Source organism: Bacillus sp. FSL M7-0003 (assembly GCF_038628485.1).
GTDB lineage: Bacteria > Bacillota > Bacilli > Bacillales > Bacillaceae > Bacillus > Bacillus safensis.
Genome location: NZ_CP152024.1, coordinates 3,229,696 through 3,251,260, shown reverse-complemented (window position 1 = coordinate 3,251,260; position 21,565 = coordinate 3,229,696). Strand labels below are relative to the sequence as shown.

The 21,565-nt window shown below is 41.5% G+C and carries 16 protein-coding genes; 12 read left to right on the top strand and 4 right to left on the bottom strand.

What is annotated here, in order from left to right; all coding sequences use genetic code 11:
- From MHI23_RS16685 to kduI, 3 genes are all read right to left on the bottom strand, one after another.
- A complete protein-coding gene (locus tag MHI23_RS16685) occupies positions 1 to 1,467 on the bottom strand; it encodes a spore germination protein (protein WP_149126209.1) in 1,467 nt (488 codons plus the stop codon).
- 102 nt (positions 1,468 to 1,569) lie between these two features.
- A complete protein-coding gene (gene kduD / locus MHI23_RS16680) occupies positions 1,570 to 2,340 on the bottom strand; it encodes a 2-dehydro-3-deoxy-D-gluconate 5-dehydrogenase KduD (protein WP_187470508.1) in 771 nt (256 codons plus the stop codon).
- An 8-nt stretch (positions 2,341 to 2,348) separates the two neighbouring features.
- The gene (kduI, locus tag MHI23_RS16675) at positions 2,349 to 3,176 is read right to left on the bottom strand and encodes a 5-dehydro-4-deoxy-D-glucuronate isomerase (RefSeq protein ID WP_041115552.1); all 828 of its coding nucleotides are present in this window, start codon (positions 3,174 to 3,176) and stop codon (positions 2,349 to 2,351) included.
- Between the two features lie 259 nt (positions 3,177 to 3,435).
- On the opposite strand from kduI, the gene MHI23_RS16670 reads away from it, so the two are divergent.
- From MHI23_RS16670 to manA, 11 genes are all read left to right on the top strand, one after another.
- On the top strand, positions 3,436 to 4,446 hold the full coding sequence (locus MHI23_RS16670; protein ID WP_135031347.1) for a LacI family DNA-binding transcriptional regulator: 1,011 nt from the start codon (positions 3,436 to 3,438) through the stop codon (positions 4,444 to 4,446).
- 86 nt (positions 4,447 to 4,532) lie between these two features.
- Complete coding sequence (locus MHI23_RS16665; RefSeq protein ID WP_024426289.1) at positions 4,533 to 5,549, top strand: sugar kinase; 1,017 nt, start codon at positions 4,533 to 4,535, stop codon at positions 5,547 to 5,549.
- A complete protein-coding gene (locus MHI23_RS16660) occupies positions 5,521 to 6,120 on the top strand; it encodes a bifunctional 4-hydroxy-2-oxoglutarate aldolase/2-dehydro-3-deoxy-phosphogluconate aldolase (protein ID WP_212051219.1) in 600 nt (199 codons plus the stop codon). Before MHI23_RS16665 ends, MHI23_RS16660 begins: the two co-directional genes overlap by 29 nt.
- Positions 6,121 to 6,240: 120 nt before the next feature.
- A complete protein-coding gene (locus tag MHI23_RS16655) occupies positions 6,241 to 6,696 on the top strand; it encodes a GNAT family N-acetyltransferase (RefSeq protein ID WP_024423655.1) in 456 nt (151 codons plus the stop codon).
- A gap of 68 nt (positions 6,697 to 6,764) precedes the next feature.
- Positions 6,765 to 7,766: a sugar-binding protein gene (locus MHI23_RS16650; RefSeq protein WP_163114789.1), complete on the top strand. Its 1,002-nt coding sequence runs from the start codon at positions 6,765 to 6,767 to the stop codon at positions 7,764 to 7,766.
- A complete protein-coding gene (locus MHI23_RS16645) occupies positions 7,763 to 9,205 on the top strand; it encodes a sensor histidine kinase (RefSeq protein WP_163114790.1) in 1,443 nt (480 codons plus the stop codon). Before MHI23_RS16650 ends, MHI23_RS16645 begins: the two co-directional genes overlap by 4 nt.
- Positions 9,199 to 10,617: a response regulator gene (locus MHI23_RS16640; protein ID WP_163114791.1), complete on the top strand. Its 1,419-nt coding sequence runs from the start codon at positions 9,199 to 9,201 to the stop codon at positions 10,615 to 10,617. Before MHI23_RS16645 ends, MHI23_RS16640 begins: the two co-directional genes overlap by 7 nt.
- 103 nt (positions 10,618 to 10,720) lie before the next feature.
- Complete coding sequence (locus MHI23_RS16635) at positions 10,721 to 11,986, top strand: ABC transporter substrate-binding protein (protein WP_101676531.1); 1,266 nt, start codon at positions 10,721 to 10,723, stop codon at positions 11,984 to 11,986.
- 56 nt (positions 11,987 to 12,042) lie between these two features.
- Positions 12,043 to 13,014 carry a sugar ABC transporter permease gene (locus tag MHI23_RS16630; protein ID WP_034624582.1) on the top strand — a complete coding sequence of 324 codons (972 nt, stop codon included), beginning with the start codon at positions 12,043 to 12,045 and terminating at the stop codon, positions 13,012 to 13,014.
- On the top strand, positions 13,011 to 13,832 hold the full coding sequence (locus MHI23_RS16625; RefSeq protein WP_024426281.1) for a carbohydrate ABC transporter permease: 822 nt from the start codon (positions 13,011 to 13,013) through the stop codon (positions 13,830 to 13,832). The genes MHI23_RS16630 and MHI23_RS16625 overlap by 4 nt, the downstream gene beginning before the upstream one ends.
- Positions 13,833 to 13,979: 147 nt before the next feature.
- On the top strand, positions 13,980 to 14,930 hold the full coding sequence (gene manA, locus MHI23_RS16620) for a mannose-6-phosphate isomerase, class I (RefSeq protein ID WP_034281142.1): 951 nt from the start codon (positions 13,980 to 13,982) through the stop codon (positions 14,928 to 14,930).
- A 65-nt stretch (positions 14,931 to 14,995) separates the two neighbouring features.
- Here manA and MHI23_RS16615 read toward each other — a convergent pair whose 3' ends face one another.
- Positions 14,996 to 18,607 carry a CDP-glycerol glycerophosphotransferase family protein gene (locus tag MHI23_RS16615; RefSeq protein WP_125585921.1) on the bottom strand — a complete coding sequence of 1,204 codons (3,612 nt, stop codon included), beginning with the start codon at positions 18,605 to 18,607 and terminating at the stop codon, positions 14,996 to 14,998.
- A gap of 322 nt (positions 18,608 to 18,929) precedes the next feature.
- On the opposite strand from MHI23_RS16615, the gene MHI23_RS16610 reads away from it, so the two are divergent.
- On the top strand, positions 18,930 to 21,560 hold the full coding sequence (locus MHI23_RS16610) for a glucosaminidase domain-containing protein (protein ID WP_342492108.1): 2,631 nt from the start codon (positions 18,930 to 18,932) through the stop codon (positions 21,558 to 21,560).
- Positions 21,561 to 21,565: the final 5 nt, after the last annotated feature.

Sequence of the window (21,565 nt, the reverse complement as noted above, 5' to 3'; positions counted from 1 at the left end):
TTAATCTCCTTGTCTTTTGAGATTTTTTATTTTTGCTGTTTTCGGTCTGGATTTAAATAGCCCGATTGGTAAACGAACGTACGTATCCTTTAAATCTGAAAACGGTGAAGAAAGCACTGGTGTGAAATAGTCAAAACCAAAGGTCTTTAGCTGCATCAGGTGACAAAGCACAAATAAATAGCACATGATTAAGCCGTATAATCCAAACAATGCTGAACTAAAAATGGCCATAAACCGCAAAATACGCAGCGGGAAACTAAAGTCATATGACGGTGCTGTGAAATCAGCGAGTGCGGTCAGTGACACAATAATCACCATTAAGGCACTGACGATATTGGCTTGGACAGCTGCCTGACCAATAATTACGCCGCCAATAAGCCCAATTGTCTGTCCGATGGCTCTTGGAAGCCGTAGTCCAGCTTCCCGCAGCAGTTCTATCGTAAAAGACATGAGAATGGCTTCGACAACAGGAGGGAAAGGAACATTCTGCCTGCTGCCTGCGATGGTGAGTGCCATTCTTGTCGGTAATAAACCGGGATGATAAGAGACAAGTGCAATGTAAAGCCCGGGTAAAAAAATCGTGAGCAGCACGGCAATATAACGAAGTAAACGTAAAAGAGTCGCGCTTGTCCACCTCTGATAATAATCCTCCGGAGATTGCATTAAAGCTGTAAGTGTCATAGGTAAAATGAGGGCAAAAGGAGTCCCATCGAGCAAAATCGAGACTTTGCCTTCAAGCACAGATGCAATCACCCGGTCAGGACGTTCTGTGTTTTGAATCTGTGGAAAAATGGAGATGTGACTGTCCTCAATCAACTGTTCAATATAGCCGGTTTCGGGGATGTCATCCATTTTGATTTCGGCCATGCGTGATAGAACATCTTCTACTAGTTTAGGATCAGCAATATCACGAACATACACAAGAGCAGCGGATTTTTTATTGCGAGTACCGATACTCACCTTTTGAATCACAAGATTAGGGTCGTTTGCCCGTTCACGGAGTAAAGCCGTGTTTTTTTCAAGATTCTCAATAAATCCGATCCTCGGTCCTCTTACAAGAACTTCAGATTGCGGCTCTTCTACTTCCCTAAATTGAAAAAGATTTGTATGGAGCGCAAGCACTTGAGCAGCTCCATCTACAAATAAAATAGCCTTGCCGCTATATAACTGCTCGATGGCAAGGTTCATATCATCCAGCACATCATTTTGAATGCCAAAGAACGTTTTTGAAAGGGAGGGAAGTGTAGTAGAACCAACCTCAGTGATGTCCAGTTCCTTTTGCATTGGTGAAATGATTTGCTTAGAAAGCATCTCAAATTCTGTGAGTCCTTCAACGTACACGAGACATGCAGAAATAGTGGAAGGACCAAATGAAAAAGAGTGGAACACGATATCATCACTTCTTCCGGCAAAGCTTTTGACACGCTTAATGACGGACGCTATATCTTGTTCAATACGACTTTTCATAATACCTCACCCTCATCACATGTTTTTTATAGAGTGACTCGGAAGGTGGAGAATTATACAAATAGAAAAAAGAGAATCCCGGATAGGAATTCTCTCGTATGTTTATCTTGCAAGCCATCCGCCATCAACAGCTAAAATGTGGCCGTTCATATAATCAGAAGCTGGTGAGCTAAGGAAAACAGCAGCACCGGCTAGATCCTCAGGCTTTCCCCAGCGCCCGGCGGGAATTCGTTTCAGAATCTCTTCATTTCGATTTTCATCGTCACGAATGGCTTGTGTGTTATTGGTCGCAAAATACCCAGGCGCAATCGCATTCACTTGAATATGCTGTCTCGCCCATTCGTTGGCAAAAGCTTTCGTCAGCCCAGCGACAGCATGCTTACTTGCTGTATAAGCAGGGACAAAGACGCCGCCTTGAAACGATAGAAGGGAGGCGATATTGACGATTTTCCCTTGCCCATTTTTCAGCATCTGCTGTCCAACCTTTTGCGTGAGGAAAAAGAGACTGTTGATATTCACATCCATGACCGTATGCCAATCTTCCTCTGAATAGTGAGCCGCCTGCTCTCTTTTAATGGTTCCAGCATTATTGATTAAAATATCAATCGTATGCTTCTTTAATATGGCATCGACAGCCTGCTTTGCAGATTGAGGATTAGAAAAGTCAACCTGAACCGCATGAAATGATCGGCCTGCCTGTTCGACTAGCGCCTTTGTTTCTTCAAGCGGTGTGTGATGGTACGTACCGATAATATCTGCACCTGATTTGGCAAGCGCCACGGCAATGCCTTGCCCAATGCCGGTTCCAGGACCTGTCACAAGGGCTGTTTTTCCTTCAAGGGAGAAGAGGGACGCTGCATATGAAGTTGTCATCACCCTCGTTACCTCAGCTGATCCATTGGGACAAAGTCCATATCTTTGAACGTATAGTTTTCGCCTGCCATTGCCCAAATAAATGAATAATTCGCTGTACCTGAGCCTGAATGAATAGACCAGGCAGGTGAAATGACTGCTTCCTCATTTGCCACCACAAGATGTCTCGTTTCAGATGGCTCCCCCATAAAATGAAAGACCCGTGCATCCTCTTCGATATCAAGATATAAGTACACTTCCATCCGGCGATCATGAATATGAGCGGGCATCGTGTTCCATGTGTTATTGGTTTCAAGCTGAGTGATGCCCATCATGAGCTGACAGCTTTGGATGCCGTCTGCATGGATGACTTGATACAGGTTTCGTACGTTGGAAGCAGCTGCTTCCCCTAAGTGGTTTGGTGTTAATTCAGCGATGGCTGCTTTTTGCGTAGGGTACGCCCTGTGAGCCGTGGCTGATACTAAATAGAACTTGGCCTGCTCGCCTGATGAACTAGCGAACTGTACATCTTCGTGACCAAGGCCAATATATAAGAAATCTTTATGCTCCAGCACAAAGGCCTCACCATCAACAGTGACCGTTCCTTGTCCGCCGACATTCACAATCCCGATTTCTCGTCTTTCAAGAAAATACTCCGTCCGTAAAAAGTCTCCGGCATCTAGTGTGATGGGCTCTGCTGCCGGCATCGCTCCGCCAATCACCACGCGGTCCTCATGCGAGTAATAGAGCTTTAATTCACCACTGACAAACAGCGTAGGAATATGAAAATGACGACGAAGTTCCTCTGTTGTAAAACGTTTGACCTGCTCAGGATGTACAGCATAACGATTTTCCATTTGGATAAGCCTCCCTTTCCATATGAAACAAATATTGATATTTATTTGGTATCGGTTTCAAGGAAAATTTTAGAGGAAAAGGAGAGCGTCGTCAACCGTTATTTTGAAATCGCTTTCTTTTCCTCTGATTAGACAAATTCTTTCTATCATCATGCAAAAAAATCTTCTGAAATGCGTTCAATTATGATATGCTCTTTTTAAGTTTATTTGAAATCGGTTTCGAACCAAATGAGAAGATCAATTGTGGGAGTTTTTTTGAATGAAAGAGAAAAAGCAAACGAAAGTCACCATTAATGAAGTTGCAGCTTATGCAGGGGTCTCAAAATCAACTGTATCCAGATATATCAATGGCAGAACAAATGAAATTTCTTCAGAAAAGGTAAAAAAAATCAAGAAAGCCATTGAGGAACTCCATTATCGTCCGAGTCAGCTCGCTCAAGGATTGAAAGTCAGAAAAAGCAAGGTCATTGGGTTTATTGTAGCCGACATTACGAATCCATTCTCTGTGGCAACACTTCGCGGGGTCGAAGAGATTTGTGATGAATATGGATACAGCATCATGGTGTGTAACACAGATAATCGTCCAGAAAAAGAACGAGAAATGCTCCTAAAGCTGAATGCACATTATATTGAAGGGCTCATCATCAATACGACAGGACAGAACAATGACATTCTGGAGGATTTTAAGAAAAACGGTGTACCGATTGTTCTTGTAGACCGGAAGCTGCCTGAACTGAAAGTCGACACAGTGACCACGAACAACCGTGATATCACCATCCGTCTGCTTCAAAAAATGTATGAGAAAGGCTATGATCACATCGCTTTCTTTACTGAGCCTGTCGATGGAATCAGCCCTCGTGAAGAACGAAAGGAAGCATATGAACAAACAGTTTTGAGTAAACATAAGAAACCGATCATTGCAGAAATTGATTTAAAGCAAAAGGAACAAATGCGCGAAGAGATTGTCCGTTTTTTACAATCAAACGAACAGAAAAAAGCGATTTTAGCCGGTAATGGATTACTCATGCTGAAGCTGATTAGTGAACTTGTAGAGCTTGGGGTGAAGATTCCTAAAGAGATAGGCATTGCAGGGTTTGATGATACAGAATGGTATAAGCTGATTGGACCTGGAATCACAACGGTCGCCCAGCCATCTCATGAAATGGGGAAAGCAGCCATGCAAAAAATCAAGACGCGGCTAGAAGGGGATGAAAGTGCGCCCCAAACGATTCAGCTTGATGGAGAAATCATAGTAAGGAAATCTTTATAAATGATAGGCAGAGAAGAGTATACATACGTGCATGCTCTCTCTTTTTCAACTGATTTGAAACCGGTACCGAGAAAGGGGAGAAATGAGTGAAAGCGTTGGATGCGGTCACATTTGGGGAATCAATGGCGATGTTTTATGCAAAAGAAGTTGGAGAGCTTCATCAAGTGCATACATTTCAAAAGGCGCTTGCTGGTGCAGAGAGTAACGTGGCTGTCGGCTTGGCGAGGCTGGGCTTTCATGTGGGCTGGATGAGCAAAGTCGGAGCAGATTCACTTGGCACATTCATTTTAGAAGAGCTTCAAAAAGAAGGGGTCGATACAAGTGCAGTGCTCCGTTCAAATGATGGATCTCAAACGGGAATCTTACTTAAATCAAAAGTGAAGGAAGGAGACCCTGACGTCACGTATTATCGGAAAGGCTCTGCTGCGAGCACAATGAGTCCAAGCGACTTTCCCGCCGCTTATTTCAAACAGGCAGGCCACCTTCATATGACTGGTATTCCGCCTGCCTTATCTAGTGAAATGAGAGCGTTTTCTTTTCGTGCTCTTCAAGAAATGAAAGAATCGGGCAAAACCATTTCATTTGATCCAAACCTTCGGCTTCAGCTATGGGAAGAGGAAGAAGATATGATTCAGACGGTGAATCATATCGCCTCACAATCGGATTGGTTTTTTCCAGGGCTTGCAGAAGGGCAAAGGCTCACGGGTTGTCACGAGCCAGAAGAGATTGCAGATGTTTATTTGCAAAAAGGTGTCAAACTAGTGGTCATTAAGCTAGGGGCAGAAGGTGCCTTTTATAAAAGTGCAGCAGGTCAGGGGATTGTGAATGGATTTTATGTGCAGGATGTCGTAGACACAGTTGGAGCTGGTGATGGATTTGCAGTGGGGGTCATCAGCGGCTTGCTTGACGGCTTATCACATGAAAAATCCGTGACAAGAGGCAATGCGGTCGGGGCACTTGCAGTGATGTCACCTGGCGATAAGGACGGACTGCCTACCCGGAAGGAGCTTCAGGCTTTTATGAAAGAAGCCAAGCGATATCAAAGGCGGGAGTACATGAAAGGGGATGAGAGATATGGAAAAGTCAGCAAGTTTGAGCGTTAAAAAGCAGCTAGCGTCTTGTAAATTAATTGCAGTGGTAAGAGCAGGTAGTGAAGCAGAAGGCATTGAAATGATTGAGCGTTTAAAGAAAAAAGGGGTTCGTGCCATTGAAGTAACGTATACTACGCCAAATGCTGAACGCATCATCGCATCCTTCCAGCAGGAGCAGGACCTCATTGTAGGAGCGGGAACAATTACGACGCTGGAGCAGGCACAATCAGCCATTGAGGCAGGCTCACAGTTTATCGTTAGTCCAGGATACCTTCCTATGATTGGAGAACATCTTTCATTTTACGACACACTCTATGTACCAGGGGTTCTCACCCCGAGTGAAATCATGCAGGCAAAAGCAGATGGCTATTGCTTGCTCAAGCTTTTTCCGAGCGGCTCCTTCGGTTTATCCTATATGAAAAACCTGCAAGGTCCATTTCCAGAAATTGAATTTATTCCTACGGGCGGCATTCCTCCAGCTGATGTTCCAAAGTGGCTCAAAGCAGGCGCGGTGGCTGTTGGTGTCGGAAGTCAGCTTGAAAGCAGTACAGCAGAGGAATTACAAGCCGTTCTTTCTTCATAAATACTTGTCAAACGAACAAACAACTGGCTCGTTGATGCCGGTTGTTTGTTCGTTTATCTGACATAACAGCAGGTAAACATTTAACTCTTCACGTACAATGAGCGTGAAGGAGTGATGAAAATGTACATTCTACAAGATGAACTCACGGATGGACGAATTGATCAGCTGATTACCGCACATATAGAAGAGATGAAGGAGCATTCGCCGCCAGAAAGCATTCATGCCCTTCCATTAACTGATTTAAAAAAACAGGATGTCACGGTGTGGAGTGTGCGAGATGGAGAGGAGCTTCTTGGCTGCGGAGCGTTAAAAGAACTGTCAAGTGAACATGGGGAAATCAAATCGATGAGAACCGCCGCCCTCCATATGCGAAAAGGTGTAGCGAGGTATATGCTGAATCATCTTCTCCAAGAGGCAAAACGGCGTGGCTACACACGTGTCAGCTTAGAGACAGGGGCAATGGCTTTCTTTGAACCAGCAAGAAAACTATATGAGAGCGCTGGATTTCAGTATTGTCCGCCTTTTGGTACATATCAAGAAGATCCAAACAGTTTATTTATGACAAAGGAATTATAGAGGTCGAGAGAGTATGCTTATAAGCAGCTCTTTTTTTATGCGGAAATAGTGGAAAGGAGGGGGACACGGTGAAATTATCTAAGTGGATTGGAATGAGCGCATTTCTCACATTTTGTGTGGTATCTGTCATCTTCTTAACGTTATTAGGTCAAGATTTATTTAAAATTGAAAGCGCTTCCGATGAAACAGCGTCAACGTATCAATACCATTTTGTTCTTATACCGGAGGAACTTGATAATGAATATTGGCAGCTTGTACAAAAGGGAGCTGCGGATGCGGCAGACGTTCATCACGTGTATCTAGAATATTTGGGCCCAAAGCAAGCGGATGTAGACGATCATCTGAAAACCATTGATATGGCAATCGCTGGACATGTTGACGGCATTATGACACAGGGACTTGATGCGAAAAAATACAAACCGCTTTTTCAGAAGGCGAGGGAAAAAGGAATTGATGTTGTCACCGTTGATACAGATGCAGAGGGGAGCAAGCGTCAAGTGTATGTAGGGACGGACAATTACTATTCAGGCTTTATCGCAGGACAGGCACTCATCGCAGATACAAAAGGTGAACAGTATGTAGGAATTGTCACAGGCAGGCTGGATGCCATTCATCAAAAGCTGCGTGTCAAAGGCTTTCGAGATGCCGTCTCTGCTGAAAAACGCATTCATATTGCTGGGATAGAAGAATCAGCCATTACGAAGTCAGGTGCTTCAGGTGCCGCTTATAAATTATTAAACGATCATGCGAAGCTCACCGCATTTTATGGTACAAGTGCATTAGATGGCGCAGGCATTATTCAAGCAATCGCACAGTATCGATCAACCACTGATTTTTATGTGCTTGCATTTGACACATTGCCTGATACGATTCAGGCGCTTGATGATGGAACAATTGATGCCGTGGTCGTACAGCACCCTTATGAAATGGGCTATCAAGCGGTTGAATCGCTTGTTCGTTTGCAGAAAGGTGAAAAAGAAGAACCGCTTCAGTACACGGGAACGAGTGTAATCCGGCGCGGGGATCTGCCTCTTCAGCAAACAGACAGAAAGCAGGGGGTGCAGCCATGAGAAGGATTCGAAGTAAGCTGTTATTGGCATTTTTAATCCTTGTGCTCCTTGGCAACGTAGCCGCTTTTTTTGTCTACTGGAGCAGTTCAAAAATCACATCAGAATATAGCCGGAGCTTTCGTTCTTTTCTCCTGCTCAATGATATATCGACAGAGGCGAAAACGATGTATGAAAAGGTCAATGCCTATGCCATTGAAAAGGAACGGAAGTTTGTCAAAGAATATCTTACGTCAAAACAGAAAATGAAATCATACGATCAAGCGCTGCGAAAGGATGCCGGTCTTCATGCGGCAATTCCTTCTATTGAAAAATATCAATATATGATGCGGACGCTCATCAATGAAAGTGATGCGACCATGACACATGTGAAAGAAGGGAAAATCGAAGAATATGCTGCAAGTGTGAAGGAAGTGAGAACCGTCTCCTCCTATATACAAGAGCAGACGATGACCCTGCTTGATGATGAATTATCTGAGTATCAGATACTCTATCAAACTCTTCAAAAAAGACATCAAACCTATGCGCTCTTTACCTTATGCCTGTTTACGTTATCAATCGGGGTCGCCTTATGGATGGCGTATATGATTGCTGGCGGGATCTCAAGACCCATCGTTCATCTGTCCCGAAGCGTAAAAGAAGTATCAGAAGGAAATTTTGATGGAACGAATTTGCATGTCACCTCAAAGGATGAAATCTCTGTTTTAAATGAAGCCTTTCAGCGAATGCGGCAAGAGATGAAAATGATGATTGAAGAGATCAAACAAAAGGCAGCATTGGATCAAAAAATCAAAGATATGAAGCTAAAAACGCTGCAAAACCAAATGAATCCGCATTTTTTATTTAACACATTAAACATCGTTTCACGCATGGCTTACTTAGAATCAGCAGAAGCCACATCGAGGTTGATTCAATCCGTTTCCACGCTGATGCGGTATTCGCTGTCTGCTCTTAGTACATCCGTTACATTGGAACAAGAAGTGAAAGTGGTGAAAGAATATTTTCATATACAAGAAACGAGATTTGCCGATCGAATTACGTGCAAAATGTCCATCGATGAATCGTGTTTATCTGTGCATATCCCAAGTCTTACCTTACAGCCGCTTGTTGAAAATGCCTTTATTCATGGCGTCGAGCCAAAGGAGGAAGAGGGACTTGTCGAGCTCTCGATCTATCAAGAAGGCGGCTATGTGATGATTCGGATTCGGGACAATGGGATGGGCATCAATGAACAGGAGAAAAGAAGATTGCTGTCAGAAAAAGAAGAGGAAGATCCGAACATACTGAGTAAAGGCCACTCGACAGGAATCGGTCTTCGAAATGTAATGTCAAGACTGCGCTTGTTTTACGGGGTGCAAGATGCCCTTCAAATTGATTCAAAGCCAAACGAAGGCACCACCATACAATTGGCTATTCCGATGAAGGAGGGACCGGCATGCTGAACGTGCTGATTGTCGATGATGAAAAAATAGAACGGCTAGCGATGAGGAAGTTCTTAACCGTATGGCTTCCAGAGTGTCATATAGCAGGAGAAGCGGAAAATGGAAAGAAGGCGGTTGAATTCGTGCGATCTGAGTCCATTCATCTTGTGCTCATGGATATTCAGATGCCTGGCATGGATGGACTGACAGCGATCAAACAGATCAAAGCAATCAGTCCTCATACAAAATTCATTATGCTGACAGCCTACGATACATTCGATTATGCCAAGCAAGCGATGCAGGAAGGGGTGAAACAATACCTCGTCAAACCAGCTGACAAAGATGAAACCATCGCAGCCATTCGATTTGTAGCAGCAGAGATTCAGCAGGAGGCGACTCTGCGGCAGGCGGCAGCGGCCGATCAGCAGTCAAAGTGGCTTGAAGCGCATGTCATGAACGGTCAATCTTATACATCCATGGAGTTTCAACAACTATTCTCCGAATATGAAGCAGGTCTTATCATCGCTGTGCAGCGGACAGAAGGAGATCAGCTGTTGATCGATTTACAGAAATCTGCACAATTTCATACGGTGCCGATTCAGATGGGGGGAGAACTGTTTACATGCCTCATTTATAGTCAGCAGGGATCAGGTCAGCTAAAGGCAGAGGTGCTGCAAGCCATTCGAGCTGCCATGACAAACGGTCAGCCTTCACCTGTCGTTGGCATAGGGCACCCAGTCTCAAACCCGCTTCATCTTCAGAAAAGTGCAGCAGAGGCGAAGCTTTCCTATTATCAGCGAAAAAAGAGTGGCGGCGTTGTTCGTTATGGCTTTTACCAAACAGAGGTGAAGCCCGGTCCATTGATTCATTTGCCGGAGCTAGCAGACAGCATGATGCAGGCGCTTGAGGAAGGGAGAAGAGAGGATGCGCTGGCTTTATTTGATGCCTTTCAATTAGAGGGCGCGACGATTTCACAAGTAAAAGAACTGCTGATTCTCTTCAAATCACGTCTCCGTACAGACCTATCGATATTAACAATCAGCACCGCAGCTGAATGCCGCCAGTGCTGTGAACACCTATTTGACGTGTATGAAGCGAGAACCCAGACCATCAATGACATCGAGCGGGCAAAACGTTACATCAAAACATATTATTGTGAACAGATCACGCTTGAGCAAACGGCTGCTTATGTTGATTTAAGTCCCACCTATTTCACAAAACGATTTAAAGACGAGACGGGTCTGACATTTAAAGAGTATGTGACAGCCTGCCGGCTGGATAAAATCAAAAAGCTCCTCAAAGACAGCACGCTTAGCTTAAAAGAAATTACCTTTCAGGCAGGATATACAGATCCTAATTACGTCAGCCGTGTGTTTAAGAAGATGGTCGGCTGTTCACCGAAGGAATATCGAAAACAGGCCGTAAAAAAATGAAGAATTTCATAAAAAAGTGAAGAAGTTTGCCTGAAAAAAAGCAAGGATCTGCCATTATACTTATTTTGATAACGCTTACAAAATGGGGATAGGGGGATCAATTATGAAGTTCAAATTAGGCTTTACACTGCTGGCACTCTGTATGCTTATCGTCACTGCCTGCAGCTCATCGACGAACTCAGAGGCAAAAAAAGAAGGCGGAGCGGAAAAGCTCGAAATTTTCTCTTGGTGGACAGGAGCTGGTGAGGAAGACGGGCTAAAGGCACTCATTCAATTGTTTGAAGAGGAGAATAAAGACATTCCAATTGAAAATGCAGCCGTCGCAGGTGGTGCTGGTACGAATGCAAAGGCTGTCCTGACTAGCCGTATGCAGGGAAATGATCCGCCTGCTACGTTTCAAGTGCATGGCGGGGCGGAGCTGAATGAGAGCTGGGTCGCGGCAGGCAAAATGGAGCCTCTGGATGATTTATATGAAAAAGAAGGCTGGAAAGACAAATTTCCAGAATCACTGATTGACCTTGTCAGCAAAGACGGGAAAATCTATTCCGTGCCAGTAAACATTCACAGGGGCAATGTGCTTTGGTATAACAAGAAGGTATTTGATGATGCAGGCTTAGAGCCGCCAACGACATTTGATGAATTTTTCAAAACAGCAGATGCATTAAAGAAAAAAGGCATCACACCACTTGCACTTGGAGATAAGGAGCCTTGGGCAGCGACTCATTTGTTTGAAAGTGTTTTGCTGGGTGTATTAGGGGCAGATGGTTATCAAAAACTTTGGGCTGGCGACATGAAAATGGATGACCCGAAAGTGAAGGAAGCGGCAGACATCTTTGGACGTATGCTCGAATACGTCAATGACGATCACAGTTCACGTAACTGGCAGGATGCCTCACAGCTCGTGGCAAAAGGAGAAGCGGCAATGAATGTCATGGGCGACTGGGCGAAGGGGTACTTTGTGAATGATCTTGATTTGAAGGTGAATCAAGACTTTGGATACGCGGCGACTCCTGGAACGGAAGGAAGCTTTATGGTGATCACCGATACATTTGGACTGCCAAAGGGTGTGAAACAGCCAGAAAACGTGAAGAAATTCTTATCCGTTTTAGGATCTGTGGAAGGACAGGATGCGTTTAATCCTCTAAAAGGATCGATTCCAGCACGTGTGGATGCAGATGTATCAAAATATGATGAATACGGAAAATCGGCGATGAAGGCATTTAAAGAGTCAAAACTGGCGCCGTCTCTTGCTCATGGCTCAGCTGCTGAAGAAGGGTTTGTGACAAAAGCGAATCAAGCCGTCAATATCTTTGTGACACAAAAAGACAGCAGTCAGTTTGTTTCATCATTAAAAGATGCAATGAAATAAAGACGAAGGAGGCGGTGGCTAGACGCCGCCTCTTTTTTAAAAAGGAGTGCAGTTTCATGCGCATAGACACATCGCCGATGACAAAAACACCTGTGCCCAAAGTTAAACGTATGCGGAAAAAATGGAATGGAGACCAGCTGCTGGCGCTGCTCTTTTTAGCCCCGTCAGCGGTTTTATTATTCATCTTTGTTTACGGTTTTATTGGCTGGACAGGATATGTGTCCTTATCAAACTGGACCACGCTTGTTCCTGATTTCTCTTTCGCAGGTCTTCGCAATTATGTCATGCTGTTTCAAGATTTCCGCTTTCAATCAGATCTTCGAAACACGGTCTTTTTCACTTTATTTTTTATTGGAGCGGTCATTGTCTCTGGTCTCGCACTTGCGATTTTACTAGACCAGAAGATCAAGGGGGAATCTCTTTTTCGGAATTTATTCTTCTTTCCGATGGCCCTTTCCTTCGTTGTCACAGGAGTCGTATGGCAATGGATTTTAAACCCGTCAACTGGGGTGAATTTATTTTTGAAAACGCTTGGTATCCAGCCTAAGTGGTATACGGATACGAACATATTGGCCGGATTTGTCTGGGGGAAAATTGAGTTTGGTGTACCTGCGGCCATGATTGCTGTTGTGATTGCAGCTGTTTGGCAAATGACAGGCTTCTCTCTGGCGATGTATTTGGCGGGTCTGCGAGGAATTCCAGAGGAAGTAAGAGAGGCTGCTAGAATGGATGGTGCAACGGAGTGGCAGATTTACTGGAAAATCATTTTCCCTCTTTTAAAACCGATTACTGCAAGTGTTGTCATCATCATGGCTCACATTTCTTTAAAGATCTTCGATTTGATTTACTCGATGACAGGGCCGGGTGCGAACTTTGTCACGGATGTTCCGGGCGTGTATATGTTTGAAATGACCTTTAGAGGAAACCATTATGCAGGCGGTGCCGCCATTGCGGTTGTCATGCTGATCTCTGTTGCGGTCTTTATCGTGCCATATCTCCTGTCGAGCCGGAAGGGGGCTTCATCATGACAGCCAGATGGTTTGTCCGTCCAGTTCTTTATGCTTTATTGATTTTGTGCAGTCTCTTTTTTCTGATGCCTGTTTATGTCATGCTCGTCACAAGCTTGAAGCCATTAGGTGAAGTCACCCTTGAGCGAATGTGGTCGCTGCCATCTACTATCGATTTTTCAAGCTATCAAATCGCGTTTGAAAAGCTGGCGCCCAATTTAATGAATTCTCTTTATCTTGTCATTCCTGCTACTTTACTGTCAGCTGTATTAGGTGCAATGAATGGCTATGTCCTATCAAAATGGCGTTTCAAAGGATCAGAAGTCGTCTTTACGCTGATGCTGTTTGGGATGTTTATTCCATATCAAAGTATTCTAATTCCACTTATTCAATTTTTGCGTGAAGTCGGATTGTATAATTCAATTCCAGGGCTTGTGCTTGTCCATGTCGTATACGGACTTCCGATCACAACGCTCATGTTCCGAAATTTCTATGTGAGCATCCCAGATGAAATGATTGAATCGGCGAAAATGGATGGTGCAGGGTTTATCGGGATTTTCAGACATATGATTCTTCCGCTTTCGATCACAGGATTTGTTGTGGTGGCCATTTGGCAGTTCACAAATGTGTGGAATGAATTCTTATTTGCGGTCACGATGACCACTGCGGAGCATCAGCCGGTGATGGTTGCCTTGCAAAATCTATCAGGCAGTCAAATTGTGCAATGGAACGTCCAAATGGCAGGGGCGATATTGGCTGCGCTGCCGACACTACTCGTCTATATTCTTCTTGGAAAATACTTTGTCAAAGGGCTTCTTGCTGGCTCTGTCAAAGGGTAAAATAATTTTTGTGTTATCGTTTTCATTCGGTGTACTGAAAGGATTGACTTCTCTTTAGATAGCGTCATAATAAAAGTTGAGACTTACTAGTTTTCATCAAGCTAGGTAAGGATTATCAAAGGGTAGCAAAGGGAGGAGTCATCCTGAATGAAGCAGTCACCAATTTTTTTACTGCCTGAATTGAAGGAGAGAATATGGGGAGGTACAGCCTTAAGGGATCAATTTGGCTATGATATTCCTTCTGATCAAACGGGAGAATGCTGGGCAATTTCTGCTCATCCAAACGGACCAAGTGTCGTGCAAGACGGTCCATATAAAGGGAAAACGCTGATCGAACTTTGGGACAATCATAGAGAATTGTTCGGGGGGATAGAAGGCGACCGCTTCCCGCTGTTAACTAAAATATTAGATGCAAACCAAGACTTGTCCGTTCAAGTTCATCCAGATGATGATTATGCGGAAAGACATGAAAATGGCGAGCTTGGAAAAACAGAGTGCTGGTACATCATTGACTGCAAAGAAGGAGCAGAAATGATCTATGGGCACAATGCAAGAACAAGAACTGAGCTAGTCACCATGATGAATAGTGGAGATTGGGAAGGTCTTTTGCGGCGGGTGAAGATTAAGCCTGGTGATTTTTATTATGTGCCAAGCGGTACCATCCATGCGCTTTGCGAAGGAACGCTTGTCCTTGAAACGCAGCAAAGCTCAGATACAACCTATCGCGTATATGATTATGAACGAAAAGACCAGGATGGCAACGAACGTGAACTTCATTTTGCGCAAGCGATTGATGTCACAACAGTTCCTCATGTAGACGGGTATGCAGATGAATCAGTTGAAACACGCCGGGGAGTGACCATTCGTACATTTGTCGAAGCAGAATATTTCTCTGTGTATAAATGGGAAATTGATCAAAAAGCAGAGCTTTCGCAGGATTATCCGTTTTTGCTATGCAGTGTGATTCATGGAGAAGGGTCTTTAGAGCATGACGGACACACATATCCACTGCCAAAGGGCGCTCATTTTATTCTGCCGGCTGAAACAGGAAGCTTCTCAATTGAAGGATCTTGTGAACTGATTGTGTCGCATATATAAATAAAAAGACTTTCAAGCATACAAACAGCTTGAAAGTCTTTTTTATTTCATCATATATAGAAAGGTTAGTTTAGAACTTTATAGAAAGTGTCCATTGCTTTTTTATTATACTCTTTATAATTGAATGAAGCATAAGAAGGGTGTGTCTGAGAGCTAAAGTTATTTAAACCTTCTATAAGTCCATCAATACTATTATTGACTAAAGCCCCGTATTTACCATTCTCTAAAACAGTTCTGTTGGCAATGATATCTGTTGCTAAAATATCCATACCTAGTGTCATTGCTTCTAAAAGGACCATTGGCTGCCCTTCATAATGGGAAGATAAAACAAAGCAATCACACATTTTTAGGATGGTAAATGGGTTTTCAACTTGGCCTACTAAGAACACATGGTTTTGCAATTCTAATTGGTCTATTAACTTTTGAAGGTTATTCTTTAGTGGACCATCACCGAGAATATATAGCCTGCTATTTGCGTTTGTTTCGACATGATGCTTAAACGCAGTGATTAAATTATCTTGCCCTTTCTCTGGTGATAAGCGTCCCATATTAACAAAATTATAGTGATGTTTTGATGGATAAGGGACAAATTCATTTTCTATTTGGAACCCGCGAATTTCGATAATTTCAAGTGCTTTTTTATCTACCCAGCCTATTTTTTCATTATTGAGCTCAATTGCACAGTATGTTGATATAGGTGTGGTGACCTCTTCAGTGACATCAATTTCTTTTTGATTATATAGATAATAATCTTCCACAACTTGAAATCGTGTATTTTCATTTGTTTTATTATAAATTTTAAACTCATTTAAATGAAGCAAAGCAGAATAACTCACTTCTTTACGATTTAAAATAGATTGAGGGTCTAATTGTTTAAATGCTTTTACGTTTAACCACCCAATCACTTTTCCATCATAAGAAAATTGATAATAGGTAGATGTGTTGGTTTTATGGCTCTTGGTTACAGTTACAATCGCATCTTTATAGAGATCAGCGCTGCAGACTTCAGCATAACCGAAATTTGGATATGCTTTAGACCATACTTTATGATTTTCTGTATGAACAATCTTCATTTTCTTGTTTAAATTTCTTTCTAAAAGTGTTCTATTATTCAAAGAGTGAATAAATTCTTCATGTCTATGGTAATTTTCAGTTAATAATGTGTGCTTTTCTTTTTCGATCAATGCTTGTTTATCTTTAGGGAGATCACTATTAACTTCGTAATTTTTCAGTATTTTTAGTGCTGAGGAATCTATCCATCCTATTAATTGTTTATTAATATAAAATCTGCTATAGACGGAGCGCTCAGTTCTAGCTTCTCTATCTATTTCCACCATAATATTCTTATATGGATGGCTAGAAGAAACCTTTTTAATTCCCTTCGTTTTATAGGGTTTTGTCCAAATATCATTGCGCTTAGGAGATGCAATCACTGCTAGTTTATGAACTTCTTCTTCACATATAATGCTATCTGGTAGAATCTTAAACGCTTCTTTATTTAACCATCCCACCACATGATCTTCATAAGTGAATTTATATAAAACTTCGTTTTGTTTTGTTACAGCTTGTCTTGTAATCATGACCACTTTATTTTCAAAATCTTTAGCTGAAAAAGTGGAAAAATTATTTTCAACTAATGTAGGGAGTATTTTATCGTGTTTATTGCTTAAAATTTTCGCCCTGGATTTAAAAGGTTTATTCGATATGATTGGGCTGTTATCTTCTTCGCTAGAAGTTAATTCTGTTCCTAAAATTTTGTCTGGGTTAATGGAGTTCATTACATAATCAAATTTACTTTCTTCTGCATATTGAGATAAATTCTGTTTGTTTAACTCCATTGTCCCTTTAGAGACACTCACTAACTTATCGAATTTATCATATATGGTGAATAAACCTCTCAGATTAATTCTATGAGGTTTCTTACCGTTAATCGTTCTTTCGCTATCTGAGAGAAGATCATTATGCATAAAACATATTTTTGTTTTCGCATCTGCAGAAACGAGATATTTAGCCCAGTATAAACTATAGCCACTAAAATCAATCACATGATCAAAAGTGGATTTTCCGAATAGGCGCTTGAATTCTCTGGAATAAGCTTCTTGTGGATAGAGTCTTTTTTCTAGTTTCCCTTTTGCTCCGCGATTATGAATTAATTTATCTTTATAAACTTCTTGCAGAGTATATACAGGTAAGCCCGGCTTGAAGATAAATCTGACATTTTTATTGACTTTTGCAATATTATTTAATACTTCTTTTGAGTTTGGTGTACTCATATAACAACTCACATCATATTTATCATAATCAATATTTTGAGTTAAGTTAATGAAAGAGGAAGTAATACCATTATTTTTCATACCTCCTGGATATATCAATATCTTTTCTTTCACTTTATTATGAGTATTGATGCAGCGAACGGTTTCAGTCTCATTATTGAAGATAGCCTCAACTACTCTTTCAGTCACTTTACCATCGTCGTACTTTGTGAAGTCATGTTTAAACTGCTCATACTTGGTTTTGAATTCTAAACTTATTTCCTTTATTCGACCAATTGATTCTGCCAGATCTCTTATATTATAGACACGAGGTCCTGGAAGGTCTTCAAGATTAAAATACATTCCCCGTTCTTCGTTATATTCATCTGCGTCCCACATATAAAATAGGACTGGTTTATTTGTAACTAAAAAATCAAAGAATATACTCGAATAGTCAGTGATCAATAAATCGGTCGCACTTAAAAGCACATTTGTATCAATAAAATCCGGTATAAGCCGGCCTTGTAATTCCGTTGATCGACTTGCTTGGTGATAAAGAAATGGATGAAGCTTAAGAAGAATATTATATTCTTGACCGCATCGTTCTTGTAAGTAATTCAGGTCAGAAGTGATCTGAGTTAAATTATTTTTAACCTTACCAACATTCGTCCCTTTCCATGTCGGTGCATATACAATAGTTTTTTTCTCTAAAGATAGGCTAACTCCAAAAGATTGAAGATTTTTTTTAAATGCGAGAGGATCAGTATTTAATGTTAGATCAATTCTTGGATATCCTTCTTCTATTATTTTCCCTGAAAAAATGTGTTTTAGCTTATAGCTATTTAAGAACATACTTGTTGTATGTTCATTTGGGCTAATAAGATAGTCTGAGCTTAAAAAATTTCTTAATACGTTCTGAGAATGTGCGGGATTTCCTGGAATATCAAAGCCCATATACTTTAATGGTGTACCATGCCACGTATTAATATAGACTTGCTCTTCTTTACATATAAAAAATGGTTGGAAAGTAGAGTTATTGATTAAATATTTTGCAGTGGCTAAATATTTCAAATAGTCTTTAGAATTTCTTTTGACAAAAATCACGTTTTTGTCATCTCTATACTTATTTAAAATTGGTTTTAATGTTTCAAAGTCTTCAATAGACCAAATGTGAGTATAGTCTTTAAAATTAGGCTGATGAAGCAAATATTCAAAAATGGCTAAAGGACTATCAGTCATGCTTTTTCCATCTCTAGATTCATAAAGTACGGTTTTATCAACAACATCAAGATGTTGATAATAATATGCATATAGGTTATTCCTTTGGTGTCTTTTATCTTTAATAAAATTCCTTAAAGGGTCTTTGAGAAAGTTTATTTTCCTTTTTAAAATCTTTTTGTTCCGTTTTAGGATCTTCTTATTCATGGTTGTGACTCCTTTTAATCTTCCTTTTTAAAAAGTCAAAAATTTGTTGTAATATACAGACAAGTGAATTTAAAAATTTCGAAAAAATATACAAATGATGCTATATGATACCATATCTTTAAAGAGAAATTAATATGATACTAAATCTTTAATGGAAATTTAAGATGATGAAATGATATTTAGGTGAAAAACATCCTGAATATGTCATTTTTCATAGATAGATATAAATATAATGAGTCTTTTGTTGTTAAAATAATTAGGTGATTCTGTCGATAAAGAGATTAGTAAACTATTATGCAAAGTTAAGAGAGGGACAGGGAACATGAAAAAAACCATCAAGATTATGTTACTCGCAGCTGCCTTTGGTATGACATTACACACGGGTAAAGAAGCGCAAGCAGCCTCCTATGTCGATCAATCCATTTATACGATGAACACCTCAAAGGTATTTACAACAGAAGCAGAAGTGAAAAAAGCAGTGGAAACACTGAAGAAAGACAAAAAATGGACAGCCACTTATCAAACCTCAGGAAATACGTCGACCTATCAGCTCACTGCTTCAGGATATGATTCGCAAGCAGCAGCGAATGCAAGTGCAGCTGCATTAAAAAAAGAAGTGGGCATGAGCGGTACGGTGTCTCCAGTAGGTGACCGCCTTCCTTTACAAAAGGTGGTATCTGACCCAGTCAATGATGAAAGTCAGGCGAAAAAGCTCTCACTTGAACTAACGAAAACATCAGGGCTCAATAGCTCCTATGAAGTCATCAATCAAAGCAAACCTTCTTATCAGGTCATATCAGGAACCATTGATTCTGAAACGAAAGTGAAAAATATTCAAACTGAACTGCAAAAGCAGGCAGGCGTCACCAGTACATACCAAACCGAAACGAAAGCTGGCACTGTGTATCAGCTGATTTCAAGCGGTATTATTGGACAAAGTAAGGCGAATACCATTCTGCAAGGCTTTCAAAAGGCATCTGGTTTAAAACCAGTCCTTCAAACGGTGACAGCAGGTAAGCCGTATTACATCGTCACATCCGCTGCACAAGCGAATCAGTCGAAAGCACAGACGCTCCTTACCCAGCTGCAAAAAGAAGCAAAGATCAGCGGGAAGATTCAAAAGGCTGGTGCCTTAAAAAATGTCTACAGCTTGGAATCAGGCTATTTTAAAGACAACAAACAAGCAGCTTCAGCTGCAGCTCAGATTAAGAAACAAACCGGTGCTGCAGGTGCTGTCCAGCGAGTGGGAAAAACAAAAAATTATATCGTGAAGCTCAATCAACTGAACGATACAGCTTACGCCAAAACGGTAGCCTTTTTCAAGAAAAAGAAATGGCGCTACACGTCCAAAAAGATTTCTTCTACACAGCCATATCAAGTCGTGACGGGAAACCTTTTAGGAGATGAAGAGGCGAAAAAAGCAGCGGCTTTCTTCCAAAAGAAAAAAGTATCTGCGACAACGAAAAAAACTGGCAAGGTATCAGACAGCACATATCGACTCGTCGTCAATCAAGCAGTGGACCAAGCGAAAGTGAATAAAGGTGCCGCCTACTTAAAAACGCAGAAGCTGACAAGCAGCATCAAGACAAGCAAGGGACAGGCTGTCAGCAAAACATATAGTCTTAAGACAACACCTGTATATGAACAAACTAAAGTGAAGCAGGCTCAAGAGATCATCAAGAAAAATGGTATTGCCAGCAGTACAAAAACGCTGACAGAAGCGGTCAAGCAATACCGTATCACGACAGAGCCGACAGTGAATCAGACAAAACTGAATCAAGCACTCAGCTATTTGACGAAACAAAAAATGAAGGCCGCTGCTCAAAAAACAGGCGCAGCCGATTATGCTCAATATCAGATCAAAACAGGTGTCATCTCAACAGCTGCACTTCGTGACCAAGGCATGGCATTTTTCAAAAAACGGAATGAAACCGCTGTGTATACAACAACAACGAAACCAACTTACAAAATCAACATTACGCAGCAATTTACAGGATTACCAACTGTAAATGAAGCCATTGCTTTTGTGAAAAGCCAATATGGCTGGACCGCCACAGCCGTAAAAATTAAAAATGGCCCAATGGTCATGCAAACGAACTACAACCTTACTGTCAATGAGATGGTCAACAAACAAATGAAGGTGTCACCACAGACAGATGGTGCGGCCTATGTCTATGCAGCATATGTAGACCAAGCCACATCGACAGTGAATACGGATGGCTTAAATGTCCGTTCTACACCTGATTCGAGCTCTGCAAGCAACATTGTGGCACAGCTCAATAAAGGAGCAAAAGTGAAACAGCTTGGGAAAGAAGGGAACTGGATCAGGATCAACCTCGGCTGGAGAAATGCAAGTGCAGCAGAGGTGCAAAAATATGTAGATCCAGCTAATATTGCCGAAGGCACTCAATCTTATTTTCAATTTCTGAAACTCTCTGAAGCTGCGAATCTCAATCCAGCAGAGGTCAATTCAAAGATTTTAGCAGGAAAAGGGATTCTTGCGGGTAAAGGACAAGCCTTTATTACAGCAGCAAAAACGTATCATATCAACGAAATTTATCTTATTTCTCATGCGTTGCTTGAAACGGGTAACGGAAGTTCCATTTTAGCGAATGGTACAATGTATAATGGAAAGAAAGTTTATAACATGTATGGCATTGGCGCATATGACAGCAATCCGAATTATCTAGGTGCAAAGTATGCGTATGAACAACAATGGTTCACGCCAGAGGCTGCCATTATTGGCGGAGCAAAATTCATTGGCAACAGCTATATCAATAATGCCACATACAAGCAAGATACAATTTATAAAATGCGCTGGTCGGCTACAGCGACTCATCAATATGCAACAGATATTGGCTGGGCTTCTAAGCAAGTCACTCGCATGTATAGTTTGTATAACCTGCTTGATGACTATACGCTGTATTATGATATCCCGGTATATAACAAATAAAAAAA

Bases quoted from the DNA above. Each gene is read 5' to 3' on its own strand.
- MHI23_RS16685 (WP_149126209.1), bottom strand. From the start codon at position 1,467: ATGAAAAGTCGTATTGAACAAGATATAGCGTCCGTCATTAAGCGTGTC.
- kduD (WP_187470508.1), bottom strand. From the start codon at position 2,340: ATGACAACTTCATATGCAGCGTCCCTCTTCTCCCTTGAAGGAAAAACA.
- kduI (WP_041115552.1), bottom strand. From the start codon at position 3,176: ATGGAAAATCGTTATGCTGTACATCCTGAGCAGGTCAAACGTTTTACA.
- MHI23_RS16670 (WP_135031347.1), top strand. From the start codon at position 3,436: ATGAAAGAGAAAAAGCAAACGAAAGTCACCATTAATGAAGTTGCAGCT.
- MHI23_RS16660 (WP_212051219.1), top strand. From the start codon at position 5,521: ATGGAAAAGTCAGCAAGTTTGAGCGTTAAAAAGCAGCTAGCGTCTTGT.
- MHI23_RS16655 (WP_024423655.1), top strand. From the start codon at position 6,241: ATGTACATTCTACAAGATGAACTCACGGATGGACGAATTGATCAGCTG.
- MHI23_RS16645 (WP_163114790.1), top strand. From the start codon at position 7,763: ATGAGAAGGATTCGAAGTAAGCTGTTATTGGCATTTTTAATCCTTGTG.
- MHI23_RS16640 (WP_163114791.1), top strand. From the start codon at position 9,199: ATGCTGAACGTGCTGATTGTCGATGATGAAAAAATAGAACGGCTAGCG.
- MHI23_RS16635 (WP_101676531.1), top strand. From the start codon at position 10,721: ATGAAGTTCAAATTAGGCTTTACACTGCTGGCACTCTGTATGCTTATC.
- MHI23_RS16630 (WP_034624582.1), top strand. From the start codon at position 12,043: ATGCGCATAGACACATCGCCGATGACAAAAACACCTGTGCCCAAAGTT.
- MHI23_RS16625 (WP_024426281.1), top strand. From the start codon at position 13,011: ATGACAGCCAGATGGTTTGTCCGTCCAGTTCTTTATGCTTTATTGATT.
- manA (WP_034281142.1), top strand. From the start codon at position 13,980: ATGAAGCAGTCACCAATTTTTTTACTGCCTGAATTGAAGGAGAGAATA.
- MHI23_RS16615 (WP_125585921.1), bottom strand. From the start codon at position 18,607: ATGAATAAGAAGATCCTAAAACGGAACAAAAAGATTTTAAAAAGGAAA.
- MHI23_RS16610 (WP_342492108.1), top strand. From the start codon at position 18,930: ATGAAAAAAACCATCAAGATTATGTTACTCGCAGCTGCCTTTGGTATG.